Annotated in this window: 21 protein-coding genes; 7 read left to right on the forward strand and 14 right to left on the reverse strand. The window is 64.5% G+C overall.

The annotated features are described in order from the left end of the window. Positions 1-86: 86 nt before the first annotated feature. The 7 genes from JV551A3_RS04225 to exaC form a co-directional block, all read right to left on the reverse strand. Complete coding sequence (locus JV551A3_RS04225) at positions 87-902, reverse strand: M90 family metallopeptidase (RefSeq protein WP_112254116.1); 816 nt, start codon at positions 900-902, stop codon at positions 87-89. Between the two features lie 9 nt (positions 903-911). Further along, entirely contained in the window at positions 912-1,559 is a 648-nt protein-coding gene (locus JV551A3_RS04230) for a DedA family protein (RefSeq protein WP_025337547.1), read from the reverse strand. Between the two features lie 248 nt (positions 1,560-1,807). After that, a complete protein-coding gene (locus JV551A3_RS04235) occupies positions 1,808-2,266 on the reverse strand; it encodes a GNAT family N-acetyltransferase (protein ID WP_003257044.1) in 459 nt (152 codons plus the stop codon). Between the two features lie 109 nt (positions 2,267-2,375). Continuing rightward, positions 2,376-3,194 (reverse strand): ethanolamine ammonia-lyase subunit EutC, encoded by an 819-nt coding sequence (gene eutC, locus JV551A3_RS04240; RefSeq protein WP_025337548.1) that lies wholly within the window; start codon positions 3,192-3,194, stop codon positions 2,376-2,378. 8 nt (positions 3,195-3,202) lie between these two features. Beyond that, a complete protein-coding gene (locus tag JV551A3_RS04245) occupies positions 3,203-4,597 on the reverse strand; it encodes an ethanolamine ammonia-lyase subunit EutB (RefSeq protein WP_085626115.1) in 1,395 nt (464 codons plus the stop codon). A gap of 46 nt (positions 4,598-4,643) precedes the next feature. After that, positions 4,644-6,092 carry an ethanolamine permease gene (gene eat, locus JV551A3_RS04250; RefSeq protein WP_133970084.1) on the reverse strand — a complete coding sequence of 483 codons (1,449 nt, stop codon included), beginning with the start codon at positions 6,090-6,092 and terminating at the stop codon, positions 4,644-4,646. 196 nt (positions 6,093-6,288) lie between these two features. Further along, the gene (gene exaC, locus JV551A3_RS04255) at positions 6,289-7,809 is read right to left on the reverse strand and encodes an acetaldehyde dehydrogenase ExaC (protein WP_003257045.1); all 1,521 of its coding nucleotides are present in this window, start codon (positions 7,807-7,809) and stop codon (positions 6,289-6,291) included. A gap of 255 nt (positions 7,810-8,064) precedes the next feature. Here exaC and JV551A3_RS04260 point away from each other — a divergent pair, with 255 nt between their 5' ends. The 4 genes from JV551A3_RS04260 (at position 8,065) to JV551A3_RS04275 (ending at position 12,379) form a co-directional block, all read left to right on the forward strand. Further along, positions 8,065-10,053 carry a sigma-54-dependent Fis family transcriptional regulator gene (locus JV551A3_RS04260; RefSeq protein WP_133970085.1) on the forward strand — a complete coding sequence of 663 codons (1,989 nt, stop codon included), beginning with the start codon at positions 8,065-8,067 and terminating at the stop codon, positions 10,051-10,053. A 66-nt stretch (positions 10,054-10,119) separates the two neighbouring features. Then, on the forward strand, positions 10,120-11,469 hold the full coding sequence (gene mpl / locus JV551A3_RS04265; protein ID WP_133970086.1) for a UDP-N-acetylmuramate:L-alanyl-gamma-D-glutamyl-meso-diaminopimelate ligase: 1,350 nt from the start codon (positions 10,120-10,122) through the stop codon (positions 11,467-11,469). Continuing rightward, positions 11,466-12,095, forward strand: coding sequence for a flavin prenyltransferase UbiX (ubiX, locus tag JV551A3_RS04270; RefSeq protein ID WP_013970698.1), 630 nt, complete (start codon positions 11,466-11,468; stop codon positions 12,093-12,095). The genes mpl and ubiX overlap by 4 nt, the downstream gene beginning before the upstream one ends. Next, complete coding sequence (locus JV551A3_RS04275; protein WP_133970087.1) at positions 12,092-12,379, forward strand: YceK/YidQ family lipoprotein; 288 nt, start codon at positions 12,092-12,094, stop codon at positions 12,377-12,379. The genes ubiX and JV551A3_RS04275 overlap by 4 nt, the downstream gene beginning before the upstream one ends. Before the next feature lie 109 nt (positions 12,380-12,488). Here JV551A3_RS04275 and JV551A3_RS04280 read toward each other — a convergent pair whose 3' ends face one another. The 7 genes from JV551A3_RS04280 to JV551A3_RS04315 all read right to left on the reverse strand — a co-directional run bounded on the left by JV551A3_RS04280 (position 12,489) and on the right by JV551A3_RS04315 (position 20,760). Continuing rightward, positions 12,489-13,133, reverse strand: coding sequence for an oxidoreductase (locus tag JV551A3_RS04280; protein WP_112254122.1), 645 nt, complete (start codon positions 13,131-13,133; stop codon positions 12,489-12,491). 27 nt (positions 13,134-13,160) lie between these two features. Beyond that, a complete protein-coding gene (locus tag JV551A3_RS04285; RefSeq protein WP_133970088.1) occupies positions 13,161-14,894 on the reverse strand; it encodes a C13 family peptidase in 1,734 nt (577 codons plus the stop codon). Positions 14,895-15,428: 534 nt separating this feature from the next. Then, on the reverse strand, positions 15,429-16,493 hold the full coding sequence (locus JV551A3_RS04295; RefSeq protein WP_235874539.1) for a 2,3-butanediol dehydrogenase: 1,065 nt from the start codon (positions 16,491-16,493) through the stop codon (positions 15,429-15,431). A 52-nt stretch (positions 16,494-16,545) separates the two neighbouring features. Continuing rightward, on the reverse strand, positions 16,546-17,652 hold the full coding sequence (locus JV551A3_RS04300) for an acetoin dehydrogenase dihydrolipoyllysine-residue acetyltransferase subunit (protein ID WP_133970091.1): 1,107 nt from the start codon (positions 17,650-17,652) through the stop codon (positions 16,546-16,548). Then, positions 17,649-18,671: an alpha-ketoacid dehydrogenase subunit beta gene (locus JV551A3_RS04305; RefSeq protein WP_085693246.1), complete on the reverse strand. Its 1,023-nt coding sequence runs from the start codon at positions 18,669-18,671 to the stop codon at positions 17,649-17,651. Before JV551A3_RS04305 ends, JV551A3_RS04300 begins: the two co-directional genes overlap by 4 nt. Before the next feature lie 33 nt (positions 18,672-18,704). Further along, a complete protein-coding gene (locus tag JV551A3_RS04310; RefSeq protein WP_133970092.1) occupies positions 18,705-19,682 on the reverse strand; it encodes a thiamine pyrophosphate-dependent dehydrogenase E1 component subunit alpha in 978 nt (325 codons plus the stop codon). 22 nt (positions 19,683-19,704) lie between these two features. Continuing rightward, the gene (locus JV551A3_RS04315; protein ID WP_133970093.1) at positions 19,705-20,760 is read right to left on the reverse strand and encodes an ATP-NAD kinase family protein; all 1,056 of its coding nucleotides are present in this window, start codon (positions 20,758-20,760) and stop codon (positions 19,705-19,707) included. Positions 20,761-21,043: 283 nt separating this feature from the next. Between JV551A3_RS04315 and JV551A3_RS04320 the strand changes: the two genes are divergently transcribed. The 3 genes from JV551A3_RS04320 to JV551A3_RS31235 all read left to right on the forward strand — a co-directional run. Next, positions 21,044-22,897 (forward strand): sigma-54-dependent Fis family transcriptional regulator, encoded by a 1,854-nt coding sequence (locus tag JV551A3_RS04320; protein ID WP_133970094.1) that lies wholly within the window; start codon positions 21,044-21,046, stop codon positions 22,895-22,897. A gap of 282 nt (positions 22,898-23,179) precedes the next feature. Beyond that, the gene (locus JV551A3_RS04330; RefSeq protein ID WP_133970486.1) at positions 23,180-23,488 is read left to right on the forward strand and encodes a transposase; all 309 of its coding nucleotides are present in this window, start codon (positions 23,180-23,182) and stop codon (positions 23,486-23,488) included. A 101-nt stretch (positions 23,489-23,589) separates the two neighbouring features. Continuing rightward, a partial coding sequence (locus tag JV551A3_RS31235) for an IS3 family transposase (RefSeq protein WP_459565068.1) occupies positions 23,590-23,970 on the forward strand: 381 nt, incomplete at its 3' end.

Genomic DNA, 23,970 nt, shown 5'->3' on the forward strand with positions numbered 1-23,970 from the left:
TGCCCCCGTGTTTGACCAAAAAAGTGGCGGCGATTATAGGCACATTCTGCATGGGCATGCCACGCCTGGCCTGATGTGCGGCCCCGTCAGGCGTGGCTTTCGCGGTATTGCGGGTGTTCGGCCTGCAGCCGGCACAGGCGCGCCAGCGGGTCCTGGCGGTAGAACAGCGACAACTGGCGGTAGACCTGTGGATAAGCCTGTTGCAGCAGGTCGGGAGCACTAAAGAAGTACTCGCTGGTTACGGCAAAGAACTCCGCGGGGTTTTCCGCGGCATACGGGTCGATGGCGGTTTCGGCGTCGGGGTTGGCGTCAAGCTGGCGGTTGAGGTCGTCATAGGCCTGTTGCATGGCGGTTGCCCATTCATCCACAGGCATGCCGCTGTGCAGCGGTGGCAGGCCGTTGGCGTCACCATTGAGCATGTCGAGCTTGTGCGCCAGTTCATGAATGACCAGGTTGTAGGCTTCCCAGCCGCCACTGGCCAGCACGCCGTTCCAGGCAAGGATGATTGGGCCCTGCTGCCAGGCCTCGCCGCTGTGCTCGCCGTCCCATACGTGCTCCACGCCACTGGCATCGCGGTGGCGCTGGGGGCTCTTGAAGTCGTCGGGGTAGAGGATGATTTCGTGGAAACCCTGGTACCAGTTCAGCTCGCCCAGGTGCAGCAGCGGCAACTGCGCCTGGGCGGCCAGCACCAGGCGCTGCTCGTCGTCCGGGTCGACGCCGGGCAGGCAGGTGAGGTGCTTGTCGAGCAGGAACAGGATGCAGGCTTCACGCAGCCAGCGGTCCTCTTCGTCGGTGATGCCGTCCAGCATCGGCAGGCGCTCGCGCACGGCCTGCCATTGCTGGGGGGCGATAGGGTAGCGCGCCAGGGTGCGCTTGCGCCGCCAGGCGCTGAACGACCACATCGGCAGGTTTCAGTGCGCCTTGGCCGTGCGGCCCAGGCGGCCACGCAGCAGGCCGAGGATCATCGGCACCAGCGACAGGATGATGATGCCTACCACCATCAGCGACAGGTGCTGCTTGATGAATGGCACGTTGCCGAAGAAGTAACCCAGGGTCACCAGGCCGCCGACCCACAGCAGCGAACCGGCGACGCTGAAGCCGAGGAAGCGCGGGTAGTGCATGTGGGCGATGCCGGCGACGAAGGGCGCAAAGGTGCGCAGGATGGGCAGGAAGCGCGCCATGGTCACGGTCTTGCCGCCGTGGCGTTCATAGAAGTCGTGGGTACGTTGCAGGTAGTCGCGACGGAAGATCTTCGAGTTGGGGTTGTTGAACAACCGCTCGCCGGCCGTGCGGCCGATCACGTAGTTGGTGCTGTCGCCGAGGATCGCGGCGGCCATCAGCAGGCCGGCCAGCAGCAACGGGTCCATACCGCCACCGGCGGCTACGGCGCCGGCAATGAACAGCAGCGAATCGCCGGGCAGGAAGGGCATGACTACCAGCCCGGTTTCACAGAAGATCACGGTGAAGAGGATGGCGTAGATCCAGGGACCGTAGTTGGTGACCAGCAGATCGAGGTAGGCATCGAGATGCAGGATAAGGTCCAGCGGGTTGAAATCCATGTACAGCACCTGTGTTCTTGGGCGTAGGCTCGGTTACCTGGCGATGGGTAAATTTTCACACATGACAGGTGGGCCATTATACGGCTAAGTCAGGAACATGCCCGGGGAGTTTGTAGCGGGGGGTTACGGGAGGGGGATTCCTGTACCGGCCTCTTCGCGGGTGAACCCGCTCCCACAGGTACAGCACCGATTTCAGATACGTTGCTATCACTGTGGGAGCGGGTTTACCCGCGAAGAGGTCGGAACGGTCAATCCTGGCTGATCGGCAGGATGTAGCTCTTGAACTCGTTATCCTCACGAAACCCGATGGATTCGTAAGTCTTGTGCGCTACTTCATTGTCCGCGCTGGTCGATACCCGCATGCGCACGGCGTTGGTTTCCTTGGCCATTTTCTTCGCCTCGCGCATCAGGTGGTCGGCCACCAGCATGCGCCGCGAGTCCTCGGCCACGTAGATATCGTTGAGAATCCAGACCCGCTTCAGCGACAGCGACGAGTAACTCGGGTACAGCTGGCAGAAGCCCAGCAGTTTGCCGTCATCATCATCGGGTAGCGCCAGGTAGATCACCGACTCATCCCGCTTCAGGCGCTTTTCCAGGAAGCTGCGCGAGCTGTCGGGGTAGGGTAGCTGCCCATAGAACTCACGGTATTTGACGAACATCGGCGTAAGCAGGTCGAGGTGTTCCAGGGTTGCCTTGATGATGCGCATGTGCGGCCCTCAGAGTCCATTAGGGGGAAACAGCGGATTGCCTGCAGCTTTCAAGGGCATGCTGCCCAATGCGCGATGCGAGTGCAATCCGCCTTCCGTGACATGTTTTTTACCCTTTGCCGAGCAGGAAGTTACCTTTCTGGCCGGTGCTGTGTTCACTCTCCAGGCTATGGACCTCGGCTTCGTCCTTCAGATTCACCCCGGAAAGCTGGCGCCGGCAGGCTTCGCGCATCAAGTACAGCAAGCGGTGCGCCGCCATGCCATAGCTCAGCCCCTCCAGGCGGATATTGGAAATGCAGTTGCGATAGGCATCGGTCAGGCCGACCTTCGGTGCATAGGTGAAATACAGGCCAAGGCTGTCGGGCGAACTGAGCCCCGGGCGTTCGCCGATCAGCATCACTGTCATCCGTGCACCCAGCAGTTCACCGACCTCGTCGGCCACTGCCACGCGGCCCTGCTGCACCAGCACCACCGGGGCGCTGGTCCAGCCGTCGGCGGCGGCCTGTTCCTCGAAGCGCGCCAGGAAGGGCAGGGTGTGACGGTGCACGGCCAGTGCCGAGAGGCCATCAGCGACGACGATGGCCAGGTCGACTCCGCCGGGGTTGGCTTGGGCGTGCTGGCGCAGCGCAGCAACCGAATCTTCGTTCAGCCGTCGCCCCAGGTCCGGGCGTTGCAGGTACTGGTTGCGGTCGCTGGCGGCGCTGTGCAACACCAGGCTTTCGCGCCCGCGGTCACTCAGCTGGGTAGCCAGGCCCGCATGGTCGAAGGCCAGGTGCACGGCATCGCGGGCCTGGGCATGGGCGAACTGGAAGTCCAATTGCGCCCCGGTCGGAAGGCTGGTGCCGGTGCGGCCCAGGGCGATGCGTGCCGGGGTCAGGTTGCGCAGGGCCAGCCAAGGGTTGTCGGGGGTAGGCGTGCGGTGGTCCATGGTCATCCCTATGCAAGCTGTGCCAAGGCCTGGCGGAAGGCCGGCGGCAGGTTGTCACCAAAGCGCACCCGGCCATCGGCCTGGGTGAAGATGCCGGTGCGGGCCAGCCATGCCTCGAATTCCGGCCCGGGCTTCAGGCCCAGGGTCTGGCGTGCGTACAGCGCGTCGTGGAAGGAGGTGGTCTGGTAGTTGAGCATGATGTCGTCGGAACCGGGGATGCCCATGATGAAGTTGATCCCGGCCACGCCCAGCAGGGTCAGCAGGGTGTCCATGTCGTCCTGGTCGGCTTCGGCGTGGTTGGTGTAGCAGATGTCGCAACCCATCGGCACGCCTAGCAGCTTGCCGCAGAAGTGGTCTTCGAGGCCGGCGCGGATGATCTGTTTGCCGTTGTACAGGTACTCCGGGCCGATGAAACCGACCACGGTGTTGACCAGAAACGGCTTGAAGTGGCGGGCCACGGCATAGGCGCGGGTTTCACAGGTTTGCTGGTCGACGCCGTGGTGGGCGTTGGCCGACAGGGCGCTGCCCTGGCCGGTTTCGAAGTACATCAGGTTTTGCCCGAGGGTGCCGCGTTTCAGCGAAAGCCCCGCTTCGTAGCCTTCCTGCAGCACGTTCAGGTTGATGCCGAACCCGGCGTTGGCAGCCTCGGTGCCGGCGATGGACTGGAACACCAGGTCCAGTGGCACACCACGGTTGATCGCCTCGATCGAGGTGGTGACGTGGGTCAGCACGCAGGCCTGGGTGGGGATGTCGTAGCGCTGGATGATGGCGTCGAGCATTTCCAGCAGGGCGCAGATCGAGGCGATGCTGTCGGTGGCCGGGTTGATGCCGATCATGGCATCGCCGTTGCCGTACAGCAGGCCGTCGAGAATGCTGGCGGCGATGCCGGCTGGCTCGTCGGTCGGGTGGTTGGGCTGCAGCCGGGTCGACAGGCGCCCGCGCAGGCCCATGGTGCCGCGGAACCGGGTGACCACGCGGATCTTCTGTGCCACCAGCACCAGGTCCTGCACGCGCATGATCTTCGATACCGCTGCGGCCATTTCCGGCGTCAGCCCGGGCGCCAGGCTGCGCAAGCTGGCCTCGTCGGCCTCTTCGCTCAGCAGCCAGTCGCGCAGGCCACCCACGGTCAGGTGGCTGACCGGGGCGAAGGCCTGGGCATCGTGAGTGTCGATGATCAGGCGCGTCACTTCATCCTCTTCGTAGGGAATCAGCGCTTCGTTGAGAAAATGGGTCAGCGGGATATTGGCCAGGGCCATCTGCGCGGCGACCCGTTCGCCGTCGTTGCTGGCCGCCACGCCCGCGAGGTAGTCCCCCGAGCGGGCGGGGCTGGCCTTGGCCATCACTTCCTTGAGGCTGTCGAAGCGGTAGACCAGGTGGCCGACCGTGTGTACGAAACTTGCCATACAGACTCTCCAGAGCCGCGGGTTGCCCCGCGGCGGGTGGCGGCGATCAGTGCAAGGCCTCTTCGGCCTTCTGGATCGCGGCGAATTCCTCTTCCGGTGTGCCCGCGACCAGGTGGTGGCGGCTGTAGAAAGCAAAGTAGGCAATTAATACCGCATAGATCACTGCGGCGCCAATCACCACCCGTGGGTCGACCAGGAAACCGGCGACCACGGCGATACAAGCCAGTACCAGGGCCACGCCCGAAGTGAAGATGCCACCGGGGGTACGGTATGGGCGCTCCATCTTCGGCCGGCGGATGCGCAGGGTGATGTGCGCGGCCATCATCAGCACGTAGGACAGGGTAGCGCCGAACACCGCCACCAGGATCAGCAGGTCACCCTGGCCAGTCAGCGACAGGGCAAAGCCGATGATCCCGGGGATGACCAGGGCCAGTACCGGGGCCTTGCTCTTGTTGGTTTCCGACAGCTTGCGCGGCAGGTAGCCGGCGCGGGACAGGGCGAAGATTTGCCGGGAGTAGGCGTAGATGATCGAGAAGAAACTGGCGATCAGCCCGGCCAGGCCGACCAGGTTGACGAAGCCGCCCATCCAGGTGCTACCGCCGTAGGCCTTGGACAAGGCTTCCACCAGTGGGTTGCCGGACGCTTTCAGTGCTTCGGAGCCTGCGCCGCCGGGGCCGACCACCAGGATCAGCAGGGCGAAGGCCAGCAGTACCAGCATGGCGCCGATCAGGCCGCGTGGCAGGTCGCGCTTAGGGTTCTTGGTTTCTTCGGCGGCCAGCGGCACGCCCTCGACGGCGAGGAAGAACCAAATGGCGTAGGGGATGGCCGCCCACACGCCGACATAGCCGAACGGCAGGAAGCTGCTGGCGCCCACGGCGTCCGTTTTGGCGATGTCGAACAGGTTGGCTGCATCAAAATGGGGCACCATGCTCACCAGGAACACGGCCAGGGCGATGGCGGCGATGGCGGTGATGATGAACATCAGTTTCAACGCCTCACCCACACCAAAGATGTGGATGCCGATGAACACGATGTAGAACGCCAGGTAGATCATCCAGCCACCGATGCCGAACAGTGACTGGCAGTAGGCGCCGATGAACACCGCGATGGCGGCGGGGGCGATGGCGTACTCGATGAGGATCGCCGTCCCGGTGAGGAAGCCGCCCCAAGGACCGAAGGCGCTGCGGGCAAAGCCGTAGCCGCCGCCTGCGGTGGGGATCATCGACGACAGCTCGGCCAGCGAGAAGCACATGCACAGGTACATGGTAGCCATCAGCAGCGTGGCGAGGAACATGCCGCCCCAGCCGCCCTGGGCCAGGCCGAAGTTCCAGCCGGCATAGTCGCCAGAGATGACGTAGGCCACGCCCAGGCCGACCAGCAGGACCCAGCCGGCGGCGCCTTTTTTCAGTTCACGTTGCTGGAAATAGTCCGAGCCGACCTTTTCGAAGTCGACGGAGGAGCCTGCCGGCGAGCCGGCGGAGTGATCGCTTGGCATAGATTCACCTGTTGTTTTTCTTGGTGGCCGGACGGGTTCCGGGCCGATGGTGATGGGTATTGCAGGAAGCGAGCCAGAGGCCAGGGGCCGCTTTGCGGCCCATCGCGACACAAGGCCGCTCCTAAAAGTGGACGCGGTTCCTGTAGGAGCGGCCTTGTGTCGCGATGGGCTGCGCAGCAGCCCCAAATGCGCCGCTTTAGAAGAAGCCCAACGGATTGATGTCGTAGCTCACCAGCAGGTTCTTGGTCTGCTGATAGTGGTCGAGCATCATTTTGTGCGTCTCACGCCCGACCCCCGACTTCTTGTAGCCACCGAACGCAGCATGCGCCGGGTACAGGTGGTAGCAGTTGGTCCACACGCGCCCGGCCTTGATCCCACGGCCCATGCGGTAGGCACGGTTGATGTCGCGCGTCCACACGCCGGCACCCAGGCCGAATTCGGTGTCGTTGGCGATTGCCAGGGCTTCGGCTTCGTCCTTGAAGGTGGTGACGCTGACCACCGGGCCGAAGATTTCTTCCTGGAACACGCGCATCTTGTTGTTGCCCTTGAGCAGGGTCGGCTGGATGTAGTAACCGGTAGCCAGCGAGCCTTCCAGTTTCTCGACCTTGCCGCCGGTCAGCAGCTCGGCGCCTTCCTTCTGGGCGATGTCGAGGTACGACAGGATCTTCTCGAACTGCTGTTGCGAGGCCTGGGCGCCGACCATGGTGTCGGTGTCCAGCGGGTCGCCGCGCTTGATCTGCAGCACCTTCTTCATCACCACTTCCATGAACTGCGGGTAGATCGACTCCTGTACCAGTGCCCGGGAAGGGCAGGTGCATACCTCGCCCTGGTTGAAGAACGCCAGCACCATACCTTCGGCCGCCTTCTCGATGAAGCTTGGCTCGGCTTGCATGATGTCTTCGAAATACACGTTCGGCGACTTGCCGCCCAGTTCGACGGTGGACGGGATGATGTTCTCGGCGGCGCATTTCATGATGTGCGAGCCGACCGGGGTCGAGCCGGTGAACGCGATCTTGGCGATGCGCTTGCTGGTGGCCAGTGCTTCACCGGCTTCGCGGCCATAGCCTTGCACCACGTTGAGTACGCCTTTTGGCAGCAGGTCACCGATCACTTCCAGCAGCACGGTGATGCCCAGCGGGGTCTGTTCGGCCGGCTTGAGCACCACGCAGTTGCCTGCGGCCAGTGCCGGGGCGAGCTTCCAGGCGGCCATCAGGATCGGGAAGTTCCACGGGATGATCTGCCCGACCACGCCCAGCGGCTCGTGGATGTGATAGGCCACGGTGCCTTCGTTGATTTCCGCAGCGCCGCCTTCCTGGGCGCGGATGCAGCCGGCGAAGTAACGGAAGTGGTCGACCGCCAGCGGAATGTCGGCATTGAGGGTTTCGCGGATCGGCTTGCCGTTGTCCCAGGTTTCGGTAATGGCCAGCAGCTCGAGGTTCTGCTCGATACGGTCGGCGATCTTCAGCAGAACGTTGGAGCGGTCCTGCACTGAAGTGCGGCCCCAGGCGTCGGCCGCAGCGTGGGCGGCATCCAGGGCTTTATCGATGTCTTCGGCAGTGGAGCGAGGGAATTCAGCGATCAGCTTGCCATTCACCGGGGAGGTATTTTCGAAGTACTGCCCCTTTACCGGAGGAACGAACTCACCACCGATGTAGTTGCCGTAGCGGCTCTTGAAGGAAACCTTCGCGCCTTCGGTACCGGGATGTGCGTAACGCATGGTGTGTCTCCTGGCTATTGTGTTTGTTAGGGAGTTGGAAAGCGTAGAGCAAAGGTTGGGCCAGCGTTGCGAGCACCAGGCAAATCAATGACTTGGCCCGGTTGCCGGGGCCTGGCCCACCGTCGCTGTGCCAGCGCCGGTACGCGCGGGGGTGACACTTTGTGCCATTTGCGACACGTAACCGGAGGGTGCATTGCAAAGCCTTCCCGGGTGGAGGATGCTGGCGGGACTCTCTATCTGCGGAGAACTACAACAATGCAGAGCAATCATTTCAGTCGCCATGCCCAGCAAGTCCATACCGTCGCCCATGGTGGGGCCGGGGAGGGCGGCAGTGACCCGTCCATCGCCCGCTCCTGGCTGCGCTGCCTGGAGGACTACCACCTCGACCCGTCGGTGATCGAGGCCCCGGTGGTGCTCGAGCATGGGCGCCTGCTGGAAAGCCGCGAGCGCCTGCGCCAGGTGCTGCAGATTGCCGACCATGAAATGAACAGCCTGCACCAGCAGCTTTCCGGGGCCGGCCATGCGGTGCTGCTGACCGATGCCCGGGGGGTGATCCTCAATTGTGTCAGCGCGCCGACCGAGCGGCGCAGCTTCGAGCGCGCCGGGCTGTGGCTGGGCGCTGACTGGAGCGAGGCGCGCGAGGGCACCAACGGCATTGGCACTTGCCTGGTCGAGCGCCAGGCGCTGACCATTCACCAGAACGAGCACTTCCGTGGTCGCCACACCGGCCTGACCTGCTCGGCCAGCCCGGTGTTCGACCCGCATGGCGAGTTGCTGGCAGTGCTGGATGTGTCTTCGGCACGGCCCGACGTTTCCCGGCAGAGCCAGTTCCACACCATGGCCCTGGTCAACCTGTCGGCGAAGATGATCGAAAGCTGCTACTTCCTGCGCCATTTCGAACAGCAATGGCTGCTGCGTTTTCACCTGCAGGCCGAGTCGGTCGGCCTGTTCAGCGAAGGCCTGCTGGCGTTCGACGGTGACGGGCGCATCTGCGCCGCCAACCAGAGCGCGCTGAACCTGCTTGGCAAGGTGCGTGGTGGCGTGCTGGGCAAACCGCTGGAACGCTTTTTCGCTTGCAGCCACGACGAACTGTTCAGTCGCGCCACGCCCGGCGGCAGCACTGCCTGGCCGCTGCATACCCTGGACGGGCGCCAGGTGTTCGCCAGCCTGCGTGGCCAGGCGCGCGCACCGGTGTGGTCGGTGCCGGCCGCCCAGCCGCGACCCGCGCGGGAAGTGGAGCCGCTTGTCTGCCTGCTCGACCCGGCCTTGCAGAACGACTTCCGCCGCAGCGTGCGGGTGTTCGAGCGCGATGTGCCGCTGCTGCTGCGCGGCGAGACCGGCTGCGGCAAGGAAGCCTTTGCCCAGGCCGTGCACCAGGCCAGCGAGCGGCGCGGCAAGCCGTTCGTCGCCATTAACTGTGCCTCGATACCGGAGAGCCTGATCGAGAGCGAACTGTTCGGCTACCGCGGCGGCAGCTTTACCGGTGCGCGCAAGGAGGGCATGCGCGGCAAGCTGCTGCAGGCCGACGGCGGCACCTTGCTGCTGGACGAGATTGGCGACATGCCACTGGCCCTGCAAACCCGCCTGCTGCGCGTGCTGGAGGAACGCCAGGTGGTGCCGATCGGTGGCGAGCCGCAGGCGGTCGACGTGCGCATCGTCAGTGCTACCCACCGTGACCTGCTGGAACGGGTGGAGCAGGGCAGTTTCCGCGAGGACCTGTATTACCGCCTGAATGGCCTGGAGGTGGCATTGCCGGCGGTGCGCGAGCGCAGTGACAAGGCACAGTTGCTGGACTTTCTGCTGCGTCAGGAGGCGCAGGGAGAACAGATCGATATCGAGCCGAGGGCGCGGCAGGCACTGCTCGACTTCGCCTGGCCGGGCAACGTGCGGCAGATGCGCAACGTGCTGCGTACCTTGGTGGCGCTTTGCGAAGAGTCCCGTATCGTGTTCCCTGATCTCCCCGCCATTCTCCGCAACAGCACCGTCCTTGTAGGAGCGGCCTTGTGTCGCGAAAGGGCCGCAGAGCGGCCCCAGAATCCCAGCCGCGCCGACCAATCTGCCGGGGCTGCTTCGCAGCCCGATCGCGACACAAGGCCGCTCCTACAGGATGCGGAACGGCAAGCGCTCATGGAGACCCTGGAGGCAAAACACTGGCACCTCACCCGTGTCGCCGAGCACTTGGGCATCAGCCGCAATACCTTGTATCGAAAACTGCGCAAACACGGCATTACCAGGGCCGACTGAGCGAAACATCTGGTGCGATTTGTCGCGCCCTGGGCTACCCTGCCTCGATGTTTTGCGAGGTCGACCATGCATATTCACATTCTCGGTATTTGCGGCACTTTCATGGGCTCGCTGGCGGTGCTGGCCAAGGAACTTGGCCACCGCGTCACCGGCTCGGACGCCAACGTCTATCCCCCGATGAGCACCCAGCTCGAAGCCCAGGGCATCGAGCTGACCCAAGGCTATGACCCGGCCCAGCTGGACCCGGCGCCAGACCTGGTGGTCATCGGCAACGCCATGTCGCGTGGCAACCCGGCGGTAGAGTACGTGCTGAACAAGGGCCTGCCCTATGTTTCCGGCCCGCAGTGGCTGGCCGACCACGTATTGCAGGGCCGCTGGGTGCTGGCCGTTGCCGGTACCCACGGCAAGACCACTACCAGCAGCATGCTGGCCTGGGTGCTGGAACATGCCGGCATGAGCCCGGGCTTCCTGATCGGCGGTGTACCGCAGAACTTCTCGGTTTCGGCGCGCCTGGGCGATACGCCGTTCTTCGTGGTCGAAGCCGACGAGTACGACAGCGCCTTCTTCGACAAGCGCTCGAAGTTCGTCCACTACCACCCGCGCACGGCGATCCTCAACAACCTTGAGTTCGACCATGCTGACATCTTCCCCGATCTGGCCTCGATCGAGCGGCAGTTCCACCATCTGGTGCGCACCATCCCCAGCGAAGGCCTGGTCATCCACCCCACCACCGAGCAGGCGTTGGAGCGGGTGATCGGCATGGGTTGCTGGACCCCGGTGCAAACCACCGGCGAAGGTGGCCAGTGGCAAGCTCGCCTGCTCAGCCCTGACGGCTCGCGCTTCGAAGTGCTGTTCGACGGCGAAGCGCAGGGCGTGGTGGATTGGGCACTCACTGGCCAGCACAACGTCGCGAACGCCCTGGCCACGCTGGCAGCGGCGCGTCATGTAGGCGTTGTGCCAGCCATGGGCATCGAAGGCCTGAGCGCCTTCAAGAGCGTCAAGCGGCGGATGGAGAAGGTTGCCGAAGTGCAGGGCGTGACCATCTACGATGACTTCGCCCACCACCCGACCGCCATCGCCACCACCCTCGACGGCCTGCGCAAGCGCGTCGGCGAGGCCCCGGTGATCGCCGTGATCGAGCCGCGCTCCAACTCGATGAAACTCGGTGCCCATCGCGATGGCCTGCCGGAAAGCGTCAACAACGCCGATCAGGTGATCTGGTACGCCCCGGCCAACCTTGGCTGGGACCTGGCTGCCACCGCCGCGCAATGCAAAGTGCCCAGCGTGGTGGCCGACAGCCTCGAAGCGATCATCGAGCGGGTCAAGGGCCAGGCCCGCCCAGGCACCCATGTAGTGATCATGAGCAACGGCGGCTTCGGCGGCCTGCACGGCAAGCTGGCCGAGGCACTCAAGTGAGCGGGCCGGAACGCATCACCCTGGCCATGACGGGCGCCTCTGGCGCCCAGTATGGCCTGCGCCTGCTCGACTGCCTGGTGCGTGAGGACCGCGAAGTGCACTTCCTGATCTCCAAGGCCGCGCAACTGGTGATGGCCACGGAGACCGACGTGGTGCTGCCGGCCAAGCCACAGGCGATGCAGGCCTTTCTCACCGAATATACCGGCGCTGCCGACGGGCAGATCCGCGTGTATGGCAAGGAAGACTGGATGTCGCCGGTGGCCTCGGGCTCCGGCGCTCCGGCGGCGATGGTGGTGGTGCCCTGTTCCACCGGCACCTTGTCGGCGATTGCCACCGGTGCCTGCAACAACCTGATCGAACGTGCTGCCGACGTTACCCTCAAGGAGCGTCGCCAGCTGATCCTGGTGCCGCGCGAGGCGCCGTTCTCCACCATCCACCTGGAAAACATGCTCAAGCTGTCGCAGATGGGCGCGGTGATCCTGCCGGCGGCGCCCGGCTTCTACCACCAGCCGCAGACCATCGACGACCTGGTCGACTTCGTGGTGGCGCGCATTCTCAACCTGCTGAACATTCCCCAGGACATGTTGCCGCGCTGGGGTGAGCACCACTTCGGGGTGGATGATTGAAGCGAGCGCTGGTGGGGGTGTTGATGCTGGTGCTGCTCGGTGGCTGCGCCACTGTGCGCACGCTGGATGCCAACAAGCCCGGGGCACCGGTGGTGTATGCCGGTACCCGGTTGGACCTGTATGTGATCAATGGCGGCTGCTGCCCGCAGGATCATTACGGGGCTGAAGCGCCGGCGTATCCGGGGCTGGACCTGCCGGGGAGCATGCTGCTCGATACCCTGTTGCTGCCCTTGTCCTTGCTGACAGCGGCCGGTGTAGGCTTCCAGGCCACCGGTGGCCTGTGATGGCCCTTTCGCGGGCACGCCCGCTCCCACAGGTACTGCACCGCCCTCAGGCCTGGCGCAGTACCTGTGGGAGCGGGCATGCCCGCGAAGAGGCCGTCACAAGTGAAGCCTATTTCTTGCCCAACCTGCGCAACTCATCCGACTCCACAATCCGCACCCCGTCCTCTTCCTCCAGCGCCAGCCGCCACAGCGCCCGGGCCAGGGTACAAGCCTCGATCCCCCGATATTTCCCAGGTATCAGCTTGGCAAAAGGCGAAGCCAGCCGTTCACTGAGCCGTGGCTGAATCCGTTCGCCCAGCAACAACGACGGCCGCACGATGGTCAGCTGCGGCCAATCCTGCGCCTTGAGTGCCTCTTCCATCTCGCCCTTGACCCGGTTGTAGAAAATCGATGATTTCGGGTCGGCGCCCAACGCACTGACCACCAGCAGATGCCGCGCGCCCAACTCCCGGGCCCGCTTGCTGAATGCCACGACCATGTCCAGGTCCACCGCACGGAAAGCCGATTCGGAGCCTGCCTGCTTCAGCGTGGTGCCCAGGCAGCAATAGGCGATATCGACCCGCCCGGCCAGCTGCGGCAGGAATACCGCCGGGTCACCCACCGGGTTTTCCAAATGCGGGTGCTCGGCCAGTGGCCGGCGGGTAGGCGCCAGTACGCGGGTGATGGTGGGCTCGTTGAGCAGGCGGTCGAGCAGGTGTTCACCTGTCAGACCCGTGGCACCGGCAAGCAGGACATGCTGAGGCGTCAAATACATGATGTCTCTCCCTTGTTACACACAAGCTTAGTGGCTGGGTGGCGTTTGCGCCTGTTCCCCCACATCGGCCTGTGCTGCGTTACGCAATGCTTCTTCGGCCTGTTGCCGGCGCAGGTGCTGCCAGTGCTCCAGCACGCTTGGCGGCGCCCACAGCTGCGGTTCGGAGGCCTCGAAACCTTCCCTTTGTTCTCTTTCGGCAACGCTGGCGCGCGCCAGTTCAAACGCTTGTTTCAGGTCGTCGGTCTGGTTCAGCGCTTCGGCGAACAGGGCGTCGCCAAAGTAGGTGAAGTCGGCTTCTTCCGAGCAACCGAAGGACACGCGATCGGCCCGGGCGGCGGTCATGATCAGCGTGCGCTCATCCTTGAGCGGGGCGATATAGCCCCCGGAATAGCACGCGGATATGACAATGACCTTGTCGCGGTCCTTCAGCGGCGCCAGGGCGCTGGCCAGTTCGTCGGCGGACAGGTCGGCCAGCTGCAGGCGCGGCTGGTCGAACACCAGCTGATGGTCGTGGCTGCCATGGCTGGTGAGGTAGATGAACACCAGGTCTTCGGGGCCGCTGCGCTCAGCCAGGGTGCGTGCGGCACGAGTAAGGTTTTCACGCGTGGCCATGGGGCGGGTGGTCATGTGGTCGCGGTGGTTGACCAAGGTCACCTGGCCGCGGGCGCCAAAGCGTACCTTGAGCATGTTGCTGACGTAGTCGGCTTCGCGCAGGAACACGCTCTGCTGGCCATCGCCGGCGACCACCAGGCTGTACAACTGGACCGCTGGCGCCGAGCGCGGTACCCGCGCCAGCGCTTCGTCCAGCAAACGGCCCTGGTTGAGCAACGCCAGGTCCAGCGGGTCGGGCAACAGCTTGCCGTTCTGGTCGCGCACGCGCACGCCGTTGCTCCAGGTGCCGCTTTCGACCTTGCCGTTGGCCAGGATCAGCCGGCCCTGACCGTGGTAGGCATCGTTGAGGAAGCCACCGATGTACTTGCTGCCGTCGGCCAGCTGCAGGCTGCCCTGGCCCGACAGACGCCAGTCGGCGAAGGTGCCCTTGTAGTGGCTGCCATCGCTGCCCAGCAGTTCGCCTTCGCCGACCAGCGAGCCGTCCTTGAATTCACCGATCCACACATCACCATCGGCATTTTCGTAGCGGCCACGGCCTTCGAGGCGGTTGTCCTTGAACTCGCCGATGTACTGCTCGCCGTCGATGCTGTCGTAGGTGCCGCTGCCTTCCAGCTGGCCGTTGATGAAGTGACCGCTGAACTGGTTGCCGCTGGCATCGCTGCGCACCCCGGCACCGTTGGGCTTGCCTTTGGCGAACAGGCCCTGGTAGCGGCTGCCGTCTGCCAGCTCCAGCTCGCCGGCGCCTTCGTACAGGTCGTCCTTGAACTGGCCGCGGTAGGTCTGGTCGGCTTGCTTGAGGGTGCCTTCGCCGTCGCGGCGGCCGTGGCTGAAGGTGCCGGCATAGTGGCTGCCTGGGGTGCTCAGCTCACCCAGCCCCTGGAACAGCCCTGCGGCGAACTGGCCGCGGTACACCTCGCCGTTGCGGCCGTGCCATTCGCCCTGGCCGTGCCATTGGCCGTCCTTGAACGTACCGGCGTACCAGCTGCCGTTGGGGTAGTCGATCCGTCCCTCGCCTTGCAGCAGGCCATCGACCACCTGCCCCCGGTACCGCCCACCGTCAGGCAGGCGCGCGTCCGGCGGGAGCAGCGATTCGCCATCGCCGCAGGCGGCGAGCAGCAGGACCAGGGTGATGGGGAGCAGTGAACGCATGGCGAGAACCGGGCAATAGGTCTGCCGAGTATGACGCAGAATGGGATCCTGAAACAGCGAACGCGATCCCTGTGGGAGCGGGCATGCCCGCGAACACCGGCGAAGCCGGTGCCATGCACCGAGTCGCCTGATTCGCGGGCACGCCCGCTCCCACAGGTTCCGCAGGGACTTCAGCTTTGTGCAATACCTGTGGGAGCGGCTTTAGCCGCGAACACCGGCGAAGCCGGTGCCATGCACCGTGTGGCTTTCTTCGCGGGTGAACCCGCTCCCACAGGTATTGCGGGGACCTTCAGCTTTGCGCAATACCTGTGGGAGCGGCTTTAGCCGCGAACACCGGCGAAGCCGGTGCCATGCACCGTGTGGCTTTCTTCGCGGGTGAACCCGCTCCCACAGGTATTGCGGTGAATTTCAGCTTTGTGCAATACCTGTGGGAGCGGCTTTAGCCGCGAACACCGGCGAAGCCGGTGCCATGCACCGAGTTGCCTGCTTCGCGGGCGCGCCCGCTCCCACAGGGTTGTGTGCTGCCTGTGCGGCTTAGCGCACGCCCGGCGATACGATGATCTTCACGTTCTCCTCCTTGTTGTTCACCAACTCCTCGAAGCCGAGCTCGACAATCTGCTCCAGCCCGATCCGCCCGGTCACCAGCGGGCGAATGTCCAGCCTGCCGTCAGCGATGAAGGCAATCACATCGGCAAACTCGCCGTTGTACGCCAACGCCCCCAGCACCTGCTTTTCGGTGGACACCAGTTCGAAGAAGTTGAACTCGCTAGGCTCCTCGAATATCCCCACCAGCACGCACTTGCCGGCCTTGCGGATGGTGTCGATGGCCAGCTTGGCCGTGTGCTTGTTGCCGATGCATTCAAAACTCACATCCGCCCCCAGCCCGGCCGTCAGCTTGCGGATTTCCGCCAGGGCGTCGCACTGGCTGGGGTCCAGCACCACGCTGGCGCCAACTTCCTTGGCCTTGGCCTTGCGCGCCGAGGACATTTCCAGGGCGATAACCTGCGCCGCGCCAGCCGCCTTGGCACACATGATGGTGCACAAGCCGATGGTGCCGGCGCCGACCACCACCACCGTCTGGCCAAGCAGGCTACCGGCCTTTTTCACCGCATGCATGCCCACTGCCAGCGGCTCGATCAGCGCCCCGGCCTCCGCCGGAAACCCGTGCGGCAGCTTGTACAGCAGGTTGGCGGGCACGTTGACCAGTTCGGCAAAGGCGCCGTTGTTCATCAGGCCGGTGAAGGCCAGGCGCTCGCAGATGTTGTACAGGCCGTGGGTGCAGTAGTAGCAGGTGCCGCAATGCTGGCAGGCGTCGGCAGCCACTGGGTCACCGACGGCAAAACCTTCCACGCCTTCACCCAGCTTGGCAATTTGGCCGCAGAACTCGTGGCCGAGGATGCACTGGCCCTGGATGCCGGTCAGCGGGTGTGGTGCCTCTACCGGGATGAATACCGGGCCGGCGACGTATTCGTGCAGGTCGGAGCCGCAGATGCCGCACCAGTCCACCTTGATCTGTACCCAGCCGGGCGCAGGGTCCGCCGGCAGAGGCACCTGTTCGACGCGAATATCATTGCGGCCATGCCAGACGGCGGCACGCATGTGGGTGTGGCTCAGGTCATTCATTGTTGTTCTCCAGGCTCACGGGAAGGGTTCAGTGCTTGCGCAGGAACGCGAGCAGTTGCTGGTTGACCTGTTCGGCCGCCTCCATCTGCACCATGTGCCCAGCCTCGGGCAGCACCAGTACCTCAGCCTCCAGCCCTTCGGCATGGCTGGCCGGGATGATCGCGTCCTTGCCGCCCCACACCACCAGGGCCGGGTGTTGCCCCAGTACCCGGCGCAGGTCATGGCGCTGCCGGTCGCCGTCGGCGATGGCCGATGCCAGCAGGCGCAACGCATCGTCTACCCCTTCCAGGCGCTTGAACTTGAGCATGTCCTCCAGCATCTGTCGGGTGACCAGTGCCGGGTCGGCAAACAGCTGCACCATCTGCGGCTTGAGGGCATTGCGGTTGGCGGCAGCGACGAAGCCTTGCAGGTACTGCCCGTTGATCGCCTCGCCCAGCCCGGCACTGGCCACCAAACTCAGGCTGGCCACCCGCTGCGGTGCCAGGCGCGCCACGTTCAGGCTGACCGCGCCGCCCATGGAGTGGCCGGCCAGGTGGGCCTTGGCGATGTCCAGGTGGTCGAGCAGGGCCAGTACGGTTTCGCTCAGTTCATCCAGATCGCCGCGTTGCAGGGCCTTGGCCGACTCGCCATGGCCCGGCAGATCGAGGGCGATTACCCGTCGTTCAGCAGCCAGTGCCGGGTGGTTGAACAGCCAGTTGTTCAGGTCGCCACCAAAACCGTGCACCAACACCAGTGGCGTGCCGCCTTCGCCCAGCTCGAACCAGCGCAGCAGGCGACCACCCACTTCCGCCTTCTGCGGGGCTGGGCCTTGGGCCTGGTCGGCACCACCTTCGGCGACGAACTCGGCCTGGAAACGCTGCACCACGGCATCGATTTCGGACTCTTCGGCTTCGCCCTCGACGACCACCGCCAGCAGCGCACCGACCGGCAGGGTTTCATCAGGCTTGGCCACCTGGCGACGCAACACACCGCTGAACGGGGCTTCGACGCTGCTGCTGATCTTGTCGGTCTCGACGTCCAGCACCTCGTCGCCCTTGTTGATTTCGTCACCTTCCTGCTTGAGCCAGGTGTCCACCCGGCCCTCGGTCATCGACAGGCCCCACTTGGGCATGGTCAGGGTATGGATCTGGCTCATGCGGCACTCCTTGCGGCTTCGATCACTTTGCGTACCGCAGCCTCGATCTTCGCCGCGTCAGGGATGTACAGGTCTTCCAGTGCATCGGAGAACGGCACAGGAGTATGCGGGGCGGTGACCATTTCGATCGGGCCCCTGAGCGCGCCGAAGGCCTTCTGTGCCACCAGCGCGCTGATGTCGGTGGCCATGGAGCAACGCGGGTTGGCTTCGTCGATCACCACCAGGCGGCCGGTCTTTTCCACGCTTTCCAGGATGCTGTCCTCGTCCAGCGGGCTGGTGGTGCGCAGGTCCAGCACTTCGCAGTCGATACCCTGGCGGGCCAGGTTGTTGGCTGCTTCCAGTGCCACATGCACCATGCGGCCATAGGTGACCAGGGTCACATCGTCACCATCGCGCAGGAAGTTGGCTTCACCGAACGGCACGGTGTAGACCTCTTCCGGCACCTCGCCTTGCATGCTGTACAGCAGCTTGTGCTCGCAGAAGATCACCGGGTCGTTGTCGCGGATCGCCTGTATCAACAGGCCCTTGGCATCGTACGGCGAGGAGGGGCACACCACCTTCAGGCCGGGAATGTGCGTCCACAGCGAGGTCAGCATCTGCGAGTGCTGGGCCGCCGCGCGCAGGCCGGCACCGTACATGGTGCGCATCACCAGCGGGGTGACCGCCTTGCCGCCGAACATGTAGCGAAACTTGGCGGCCTGGTTGAGGATCTGGTCCAGACAGCAGCCGGCGAAGTCGACGAACATCAGCTCGCACACTGGGCGCAGGCCCTGGGTGGCAGCACCGACGGCGGCGCCGACGTAGCCGATTTCCGACAGCGGCGCGTCCAGCACGCGCCCCGGGAACTGGTGGTAAAGGCCCTTGGTCACGCCCAGCACGCCACCCCAGGCGTCATCCTCGCCGGGGGCACCGGCGCCGCCGGCAACGTCTTCGCCAATGATGAACACCGTGTTGTCGCGGCGCATTTCCTGGGCCAGGGCTTCGTTTATGGCCTGCTGGTAGCTGATCTTTCTTGCCATGGTGGTTCTCCTGTTGTTCTTGTAATCCGCGGCTCACGGGTAGGCGACGTAGACGTCGGTGAGCAGGTCGGCGGGCTGTGGCTTGGGATCGGACTTGGCGCGGCGCACGGCGTCTTCGATCAGGTCCTCGACGCGGGCATCGATGGCGTCCAGTTGCGCAGCCGTGAGCAGGCCGGCGCGGGTGGTCTTGTTGCGGAACTGCATGAGGCAGTCGCGGAATTCACGCAGGTTCTTCACTTCATCAGGGGCGCGGTAGGTTTGTGCATCGCCTTCGAAATGGCCGTAATAGCGGCTGAGCTTGACCTCGATCAGCGACGGGCCTTGCCCGGAACGTGCGCGTTCGATGGCAGCACCTGCGGCCTCGTACACGGCAAAGAAGTCGAAACCGTCGATGGTGACACCGGGCATGCCGAAACCTGCAGCGCGGTCGGCGATATGGTCGCAGGCCACCGACCAGGTCGAGGCGGTGGCTTCGGCGTAGCCGTTGTTTTCGGCGACGAAGATGCACGGCAGGTTCATGATCGACGCCATGTTCATGGCTTCGAACACCGCGCCTTCGTTGGAAGCGCCATCGCCGAAGAAGGCCACCGACACGTCGTCACGGCCCTTGATCTTGGCTGCCAGTGCGGCCCCGGCCACCAGGGGGGCACCGGCACCGACGATGCCGTTGGCGCCGAGCATGCCTTTTTCCAGGTCGGCAATATGCATCGAGCCGCCTTTGCCCCCGCACACGCCGGTCTTCTTGCCGTAGATTTCGGCCATCATGCCGTACACATCCACGCCCTTGGCGATGCAGTGGCCATGACCGCGGTGGGTCGAGGCGATGCAGTCGCTGTCGCGCAGGTGGGCCATGACCCCGGCGGCGGAAGCTTCTTCGCCGGCATACAGGTGGACGAAGCCGGGGATCTCGCCGGTGGCGAACTCCACGTGCAGGCGTTCTTCGAAGGCGCGGATGGTGCGCATCACTTCATAGGCATGCAGCAATTGTTCGGTACTGAGTTGATTGGACATCTTGTTGTTCTCCAGGGTTGTCTCAACACGGGTTTGCAGGGTGCAACCGGTGGCCGCGGGGTACCGCCAGCAGGTGATGGCGGGCGGCATGCGCCAGCACGGCCTCGACGTCCACGCTCAACGGGCCTTGGTGGTCGAGGGTGATGGTGGGGGTGTCGTGTTCGGCGAATTCGATTTCGCGTTCACCGTCCAGCGCCAACGTGCCGCTGGCCAGGCTCAGGCGATGGGCAACACCGGGCGTCAGCGGGCCGCTGGCGGTGATGCCGCAGCCTTGCAGCAGGCCGGGCGCCAAGGGGGCCAACAGGGCTTGTTCGGCACCGGGGTTCAGGCGTACCCAGGCGCCGTGCGGGTCTTGGCGCGACACCGGGCACCACAGGCCGCACAGGGCCGACAGGCCGATGGCATGCGGCTCGGCGAAACAGGCGAAGACTTCGCTGAGATCCTCGCTGCGGCTGAGTGCACGGGCACCAATGAAGCGCTGCGGCGACACCGCCACCTCCACCAGGGCCCATTCGGCAAGCTGTTGTTCGGGCACCTTCACCAGCAGGCGCTTGTTGCGGCGCAGGCCGATGCTGGCCGGTACTCGGCCGCTGGCAAGGAGGCCGCCAGCCAGGCCGGCACTGGTGGCTTCGCGCAGTTCGGGGAAGGCATTGTTGGTGCCGGTGGACAAGGTCAGCAGCGGTACGTCACCGGCCTCGGCGGCGACTGCCTTGTGGGTGCCGTCGCCGCCGAGCACAGCGATCATCGCCACACCGCGCTCGACCATGAGGCGGGTGGCCAGGCGGGTATCGGCAACAGTCTGGGTCAGCGGCAGGTCGAGTATCTCGATGGCTGGCCAGTGCTGGTCACGGGCGACCGGGCCCTGGCTGGCCTTGAGCACGGCGGCGGCAATACCGGTCATGTCGCTGGGCAGCAGCACCTGGCCGATGCCGGTGGCACCGAAGGCGGCCAGCAGGCGCTGGATCGCCGAAGCCTTGTCGGTGCTCGAATAGAGCCCGGCATTGGCGGTCAGGCGGCGCAGGTCGCGGCCAGAGGCAGGGTTGGCAATGATCCCGACGGTCGGGGCGGGTAGCGGCATGGCGCACCTCGTATTTTTGTTTGCCAAGGCAGGAGCAAGCGCGGTGCCAGCTTTCTTTCGGGTGGCCGAAAATGGCGCGTTAGAGGGGTTGGTTGGCATTCAGGCGCGCAGCCAGGACGGCGCCGGCGAGACGCCGGGTACCAACGCCGGGCCGGCATGACCGAGACGCTGAGACGCTGCGTCTCAAGCCGGCCGGTAATCACGCAGTGCTTGTCGAGGCATGCCAGGAGGCGCTTAATGGCCGGACAACGATAAAAACAGCAACGAGAACCGGAGGGCCCGAATGCTTGCCGCGAACTCCCGAGCCCATGTCGACTGTGTCAGCAGGGTGCTGAAGAATGCCGACCGCCTGCCGCAGGCGCCGGTGCCGCCGCTGATCCTCGATTCATGGCGCCGTTCCATGGAGCTGTACCGCCTCGACCCCGGTTCCCAGCAGGGGCCGCGCATCCTGTCTCAAAGCCTGCTCAACGAATGCCGCGAACGCGCCGAACTGTTCCTGCGCATCGCCAGCGATGCCGTGGCCCGCCTGCATGAGCGGGTACGCGGTGCCGACTACTGCGTGCTGCTTACCGATGCCCTGGGGCGCACCATCGATTACCGGGTCGAGTCGGCCATCCGCAACGACTGCCGCAAGGCCGGGCTGTACCTGGGCACCTGCTGGTCGGAAGGCGAGGAGGGCACCTGCGGCGTGGCGGCGGTGTTGACCAGCAAGGCGCCGGTCACGGTGCACAAGCGCGATCACTTCCGCGCTGCTTTCATTGGCCTGACCTGTACGGCCGCACCGGTGTTCGACCCGCTGGGCGAGTTGCTGGGCGTGGTGGATGTCTCGGCCTTGCAGTCGCCGGACGACCGCCGCAGCCAGCACCTGATCCGCCAACTGGTCGAGCAGACTGCCCGCGAGATCGAAAATGCCTTCTTCATGCACAGTGCCCAGGGCCATTGGGTGATGCGTGCCCATGGCACGCCGGGCTATGTGGAAAGCCAGCCCGACTACCTGCTGGCCTGGGATGGCGATGGTCGCCTGCAGGCGATCAACAGCCTGGCTCGGCAGCGCCTGGTGGAGCACCTGGGGCGTTTGCCCGAGCACATTGGCGAACTGTTCGACATGGACCAGTTGCGCCGCGTGAATGCATCGTCCGCTCAACGCCTGCCGGGCTTGGGTGGGCTGTACGGCCGGGTCAGTGCACCCAGCCAACGGCAGCGTGCGCAGCCATTGCGCCAGGCCCAGGACGCCCGCATCGAGCAGCACCTGCGCCTGGCCACGCGGGTCAAGGACTGCAACCTGGCGGTGCTGGTGCAAGGCGAGACGGGGGCCGGCAAAGAAGTATTCGCTCGCCAGCTGCATCAGCAAAGCCTGCGTCGCGATGGCCCGTTCGTCACCCTGAACTGCGCGGCCATCCCGGAAAGCCTGATCGAGAGCGAACTGTTCGGCTATGTGGCCGGGGCTTTCACCGGGGCTTCCAGCAAAGGTATGCAGGGGCTGTTGCAGCAGGCCGATGGCGGCACGCTGTTCCTCGACGAAATAGGTGACATGCCGCTGAACCTGCAAACCAGGTTGCTGCGTGTGCTGGCCGAGGGTGAAGTGGCGCCGCTGGGCGCGGCGCGGCGGGAGCGGGTGGATATCCAGGTGATTTGCGCGACCCATCGCGATTTGTCGGCGATGGTGGAGGATGGGCGTTTTCGAGAGGATTTGTACTTCCGCCTGGCCAATGCCCGCTTCGAGTTGCCGCCGCTGCGCGAGCGAGAGGACCGCTTGGGGCTGATTCACCAGTTGCTGGCCGAGGAGGCAGATGCCTGCGGAGTCGAGGTGGTATTGGCGGATGATGCGCTGCAGGCGCTGCTGGTTTATCGCTGGCCGGGGAATCTGCGCCAGCTGCGGCAGGTGTTGCGCTATGCCTGTGCGGTGAGTGAGGGCGGGCGGGTGCAGGTGCAGGACCTGCCGCAGGAAGTACGCGGCGAGGTGGTCGCTTCGGCTGAAAGCAGCATGTCTTGTCCGGCGCGGCAGTTGTTGCTGGATGCACTGATCCGCCATCGCTGGAAGCCGGCTGATGCGGCGCGGGCATTGGGTATTTCGCGGGCCACCCTGTATCGGCGGGTGCATGAACACCGCATTGAAATGCCGCGGATGAAGGGATAGGGCCTTGGGGGCGCTTTGCGCCCTTTTCGCGACACAAGGCCGCTCCTACAAGGACGGCGTCGCTCCTGAGGTATGCGCGATACCTGTGGGAGCGGGTTCACCCGCGAACACCGGCGAAGCCGGTGCCATGCACCGCGTCGCATTCTTCGCGGGTAAACCCGCTCCCACAGCTACCGCACAAGCCTCAAGGGCAGCATGAGTTCTGTAGGAGCGGCCTTGAACTGGCCTAATGATCCCGGACACCTCTTAAGGGCGATATGATTCGCCCAATCAGGAGGTTTCATGCAAGAACGAAAGACCTACACCCGCGAGTTCAAGCAACGTGCTGCCAGCATGGTTCTAGATGACCACTGCTCGATTCCCGACGTCTGCGCATCAATGGACGTCGGCCCTACAGCCCTGCGCCGCTGGGTTGATCAGGTACGTAAAGAGCGACAGAAGGGCCAGCCAGTAGCCGGTACCAAAGCGATCAGCGACGAACAGCGAGAGCTCCAGCAACTGCGAGCCAAGATCAAGCGCCTGGAGACCGAGGCTGAAATCTTAAAAAAGGCTACGGCTCTCTTGATGTCGGATCCCGATCGTTTTTCCTGATCGAGGAACTGAGAGAGTCAGGTTCGTATCCGACCAGCCTCCTTTGCAGTGCGCTGAGCGTGTCCCGTAGCGCGTTTTATGACTGGCTTCGCCGCCGTTCAGTGCCGAATACCAAGCGTGANGAACTCAGAGAAAAAGTCATTCAACTGCACGGCGAAAGCAGGGGAAGCGCGGGTGCGAGAATGATCTCTGAGCACCTGAAGGCCCAGCAGCTCAAGGTGGGGAGGTATCTGGCCGGAAAACTCATGGATGAGGCAAATCTGGACAGCAAGCAACGCCGTCCGCATCGAAATCAATCTAAAGGCGTTGAAGCTTTTGTGGCCAAGAATCTGCGCGCGCGTAACTTTGAGCCAACAGCAATTAACCAGGTCTGGTGCGGTGATGTGACCAGTTTGATGGTCGGGAAGCGCTGGTATCACCTAGCAGTAGTGATTGATTTGTTCGCGCGTCGGATCGTTGGCTGGGCGTTTTCCCTGATCAAC

It is taken from the genome of Pseudomonas inefficax, assembly GCF_900277125.1.
In the GTDB taxonomy this organism is placed as follows: Bacteria; Pseudomonadota; Gammaproteobacteria; order Pseudomonadales; family Pseudomonadaceae; genus Aquipseudomonas; species Aquipseudomonas inefficax.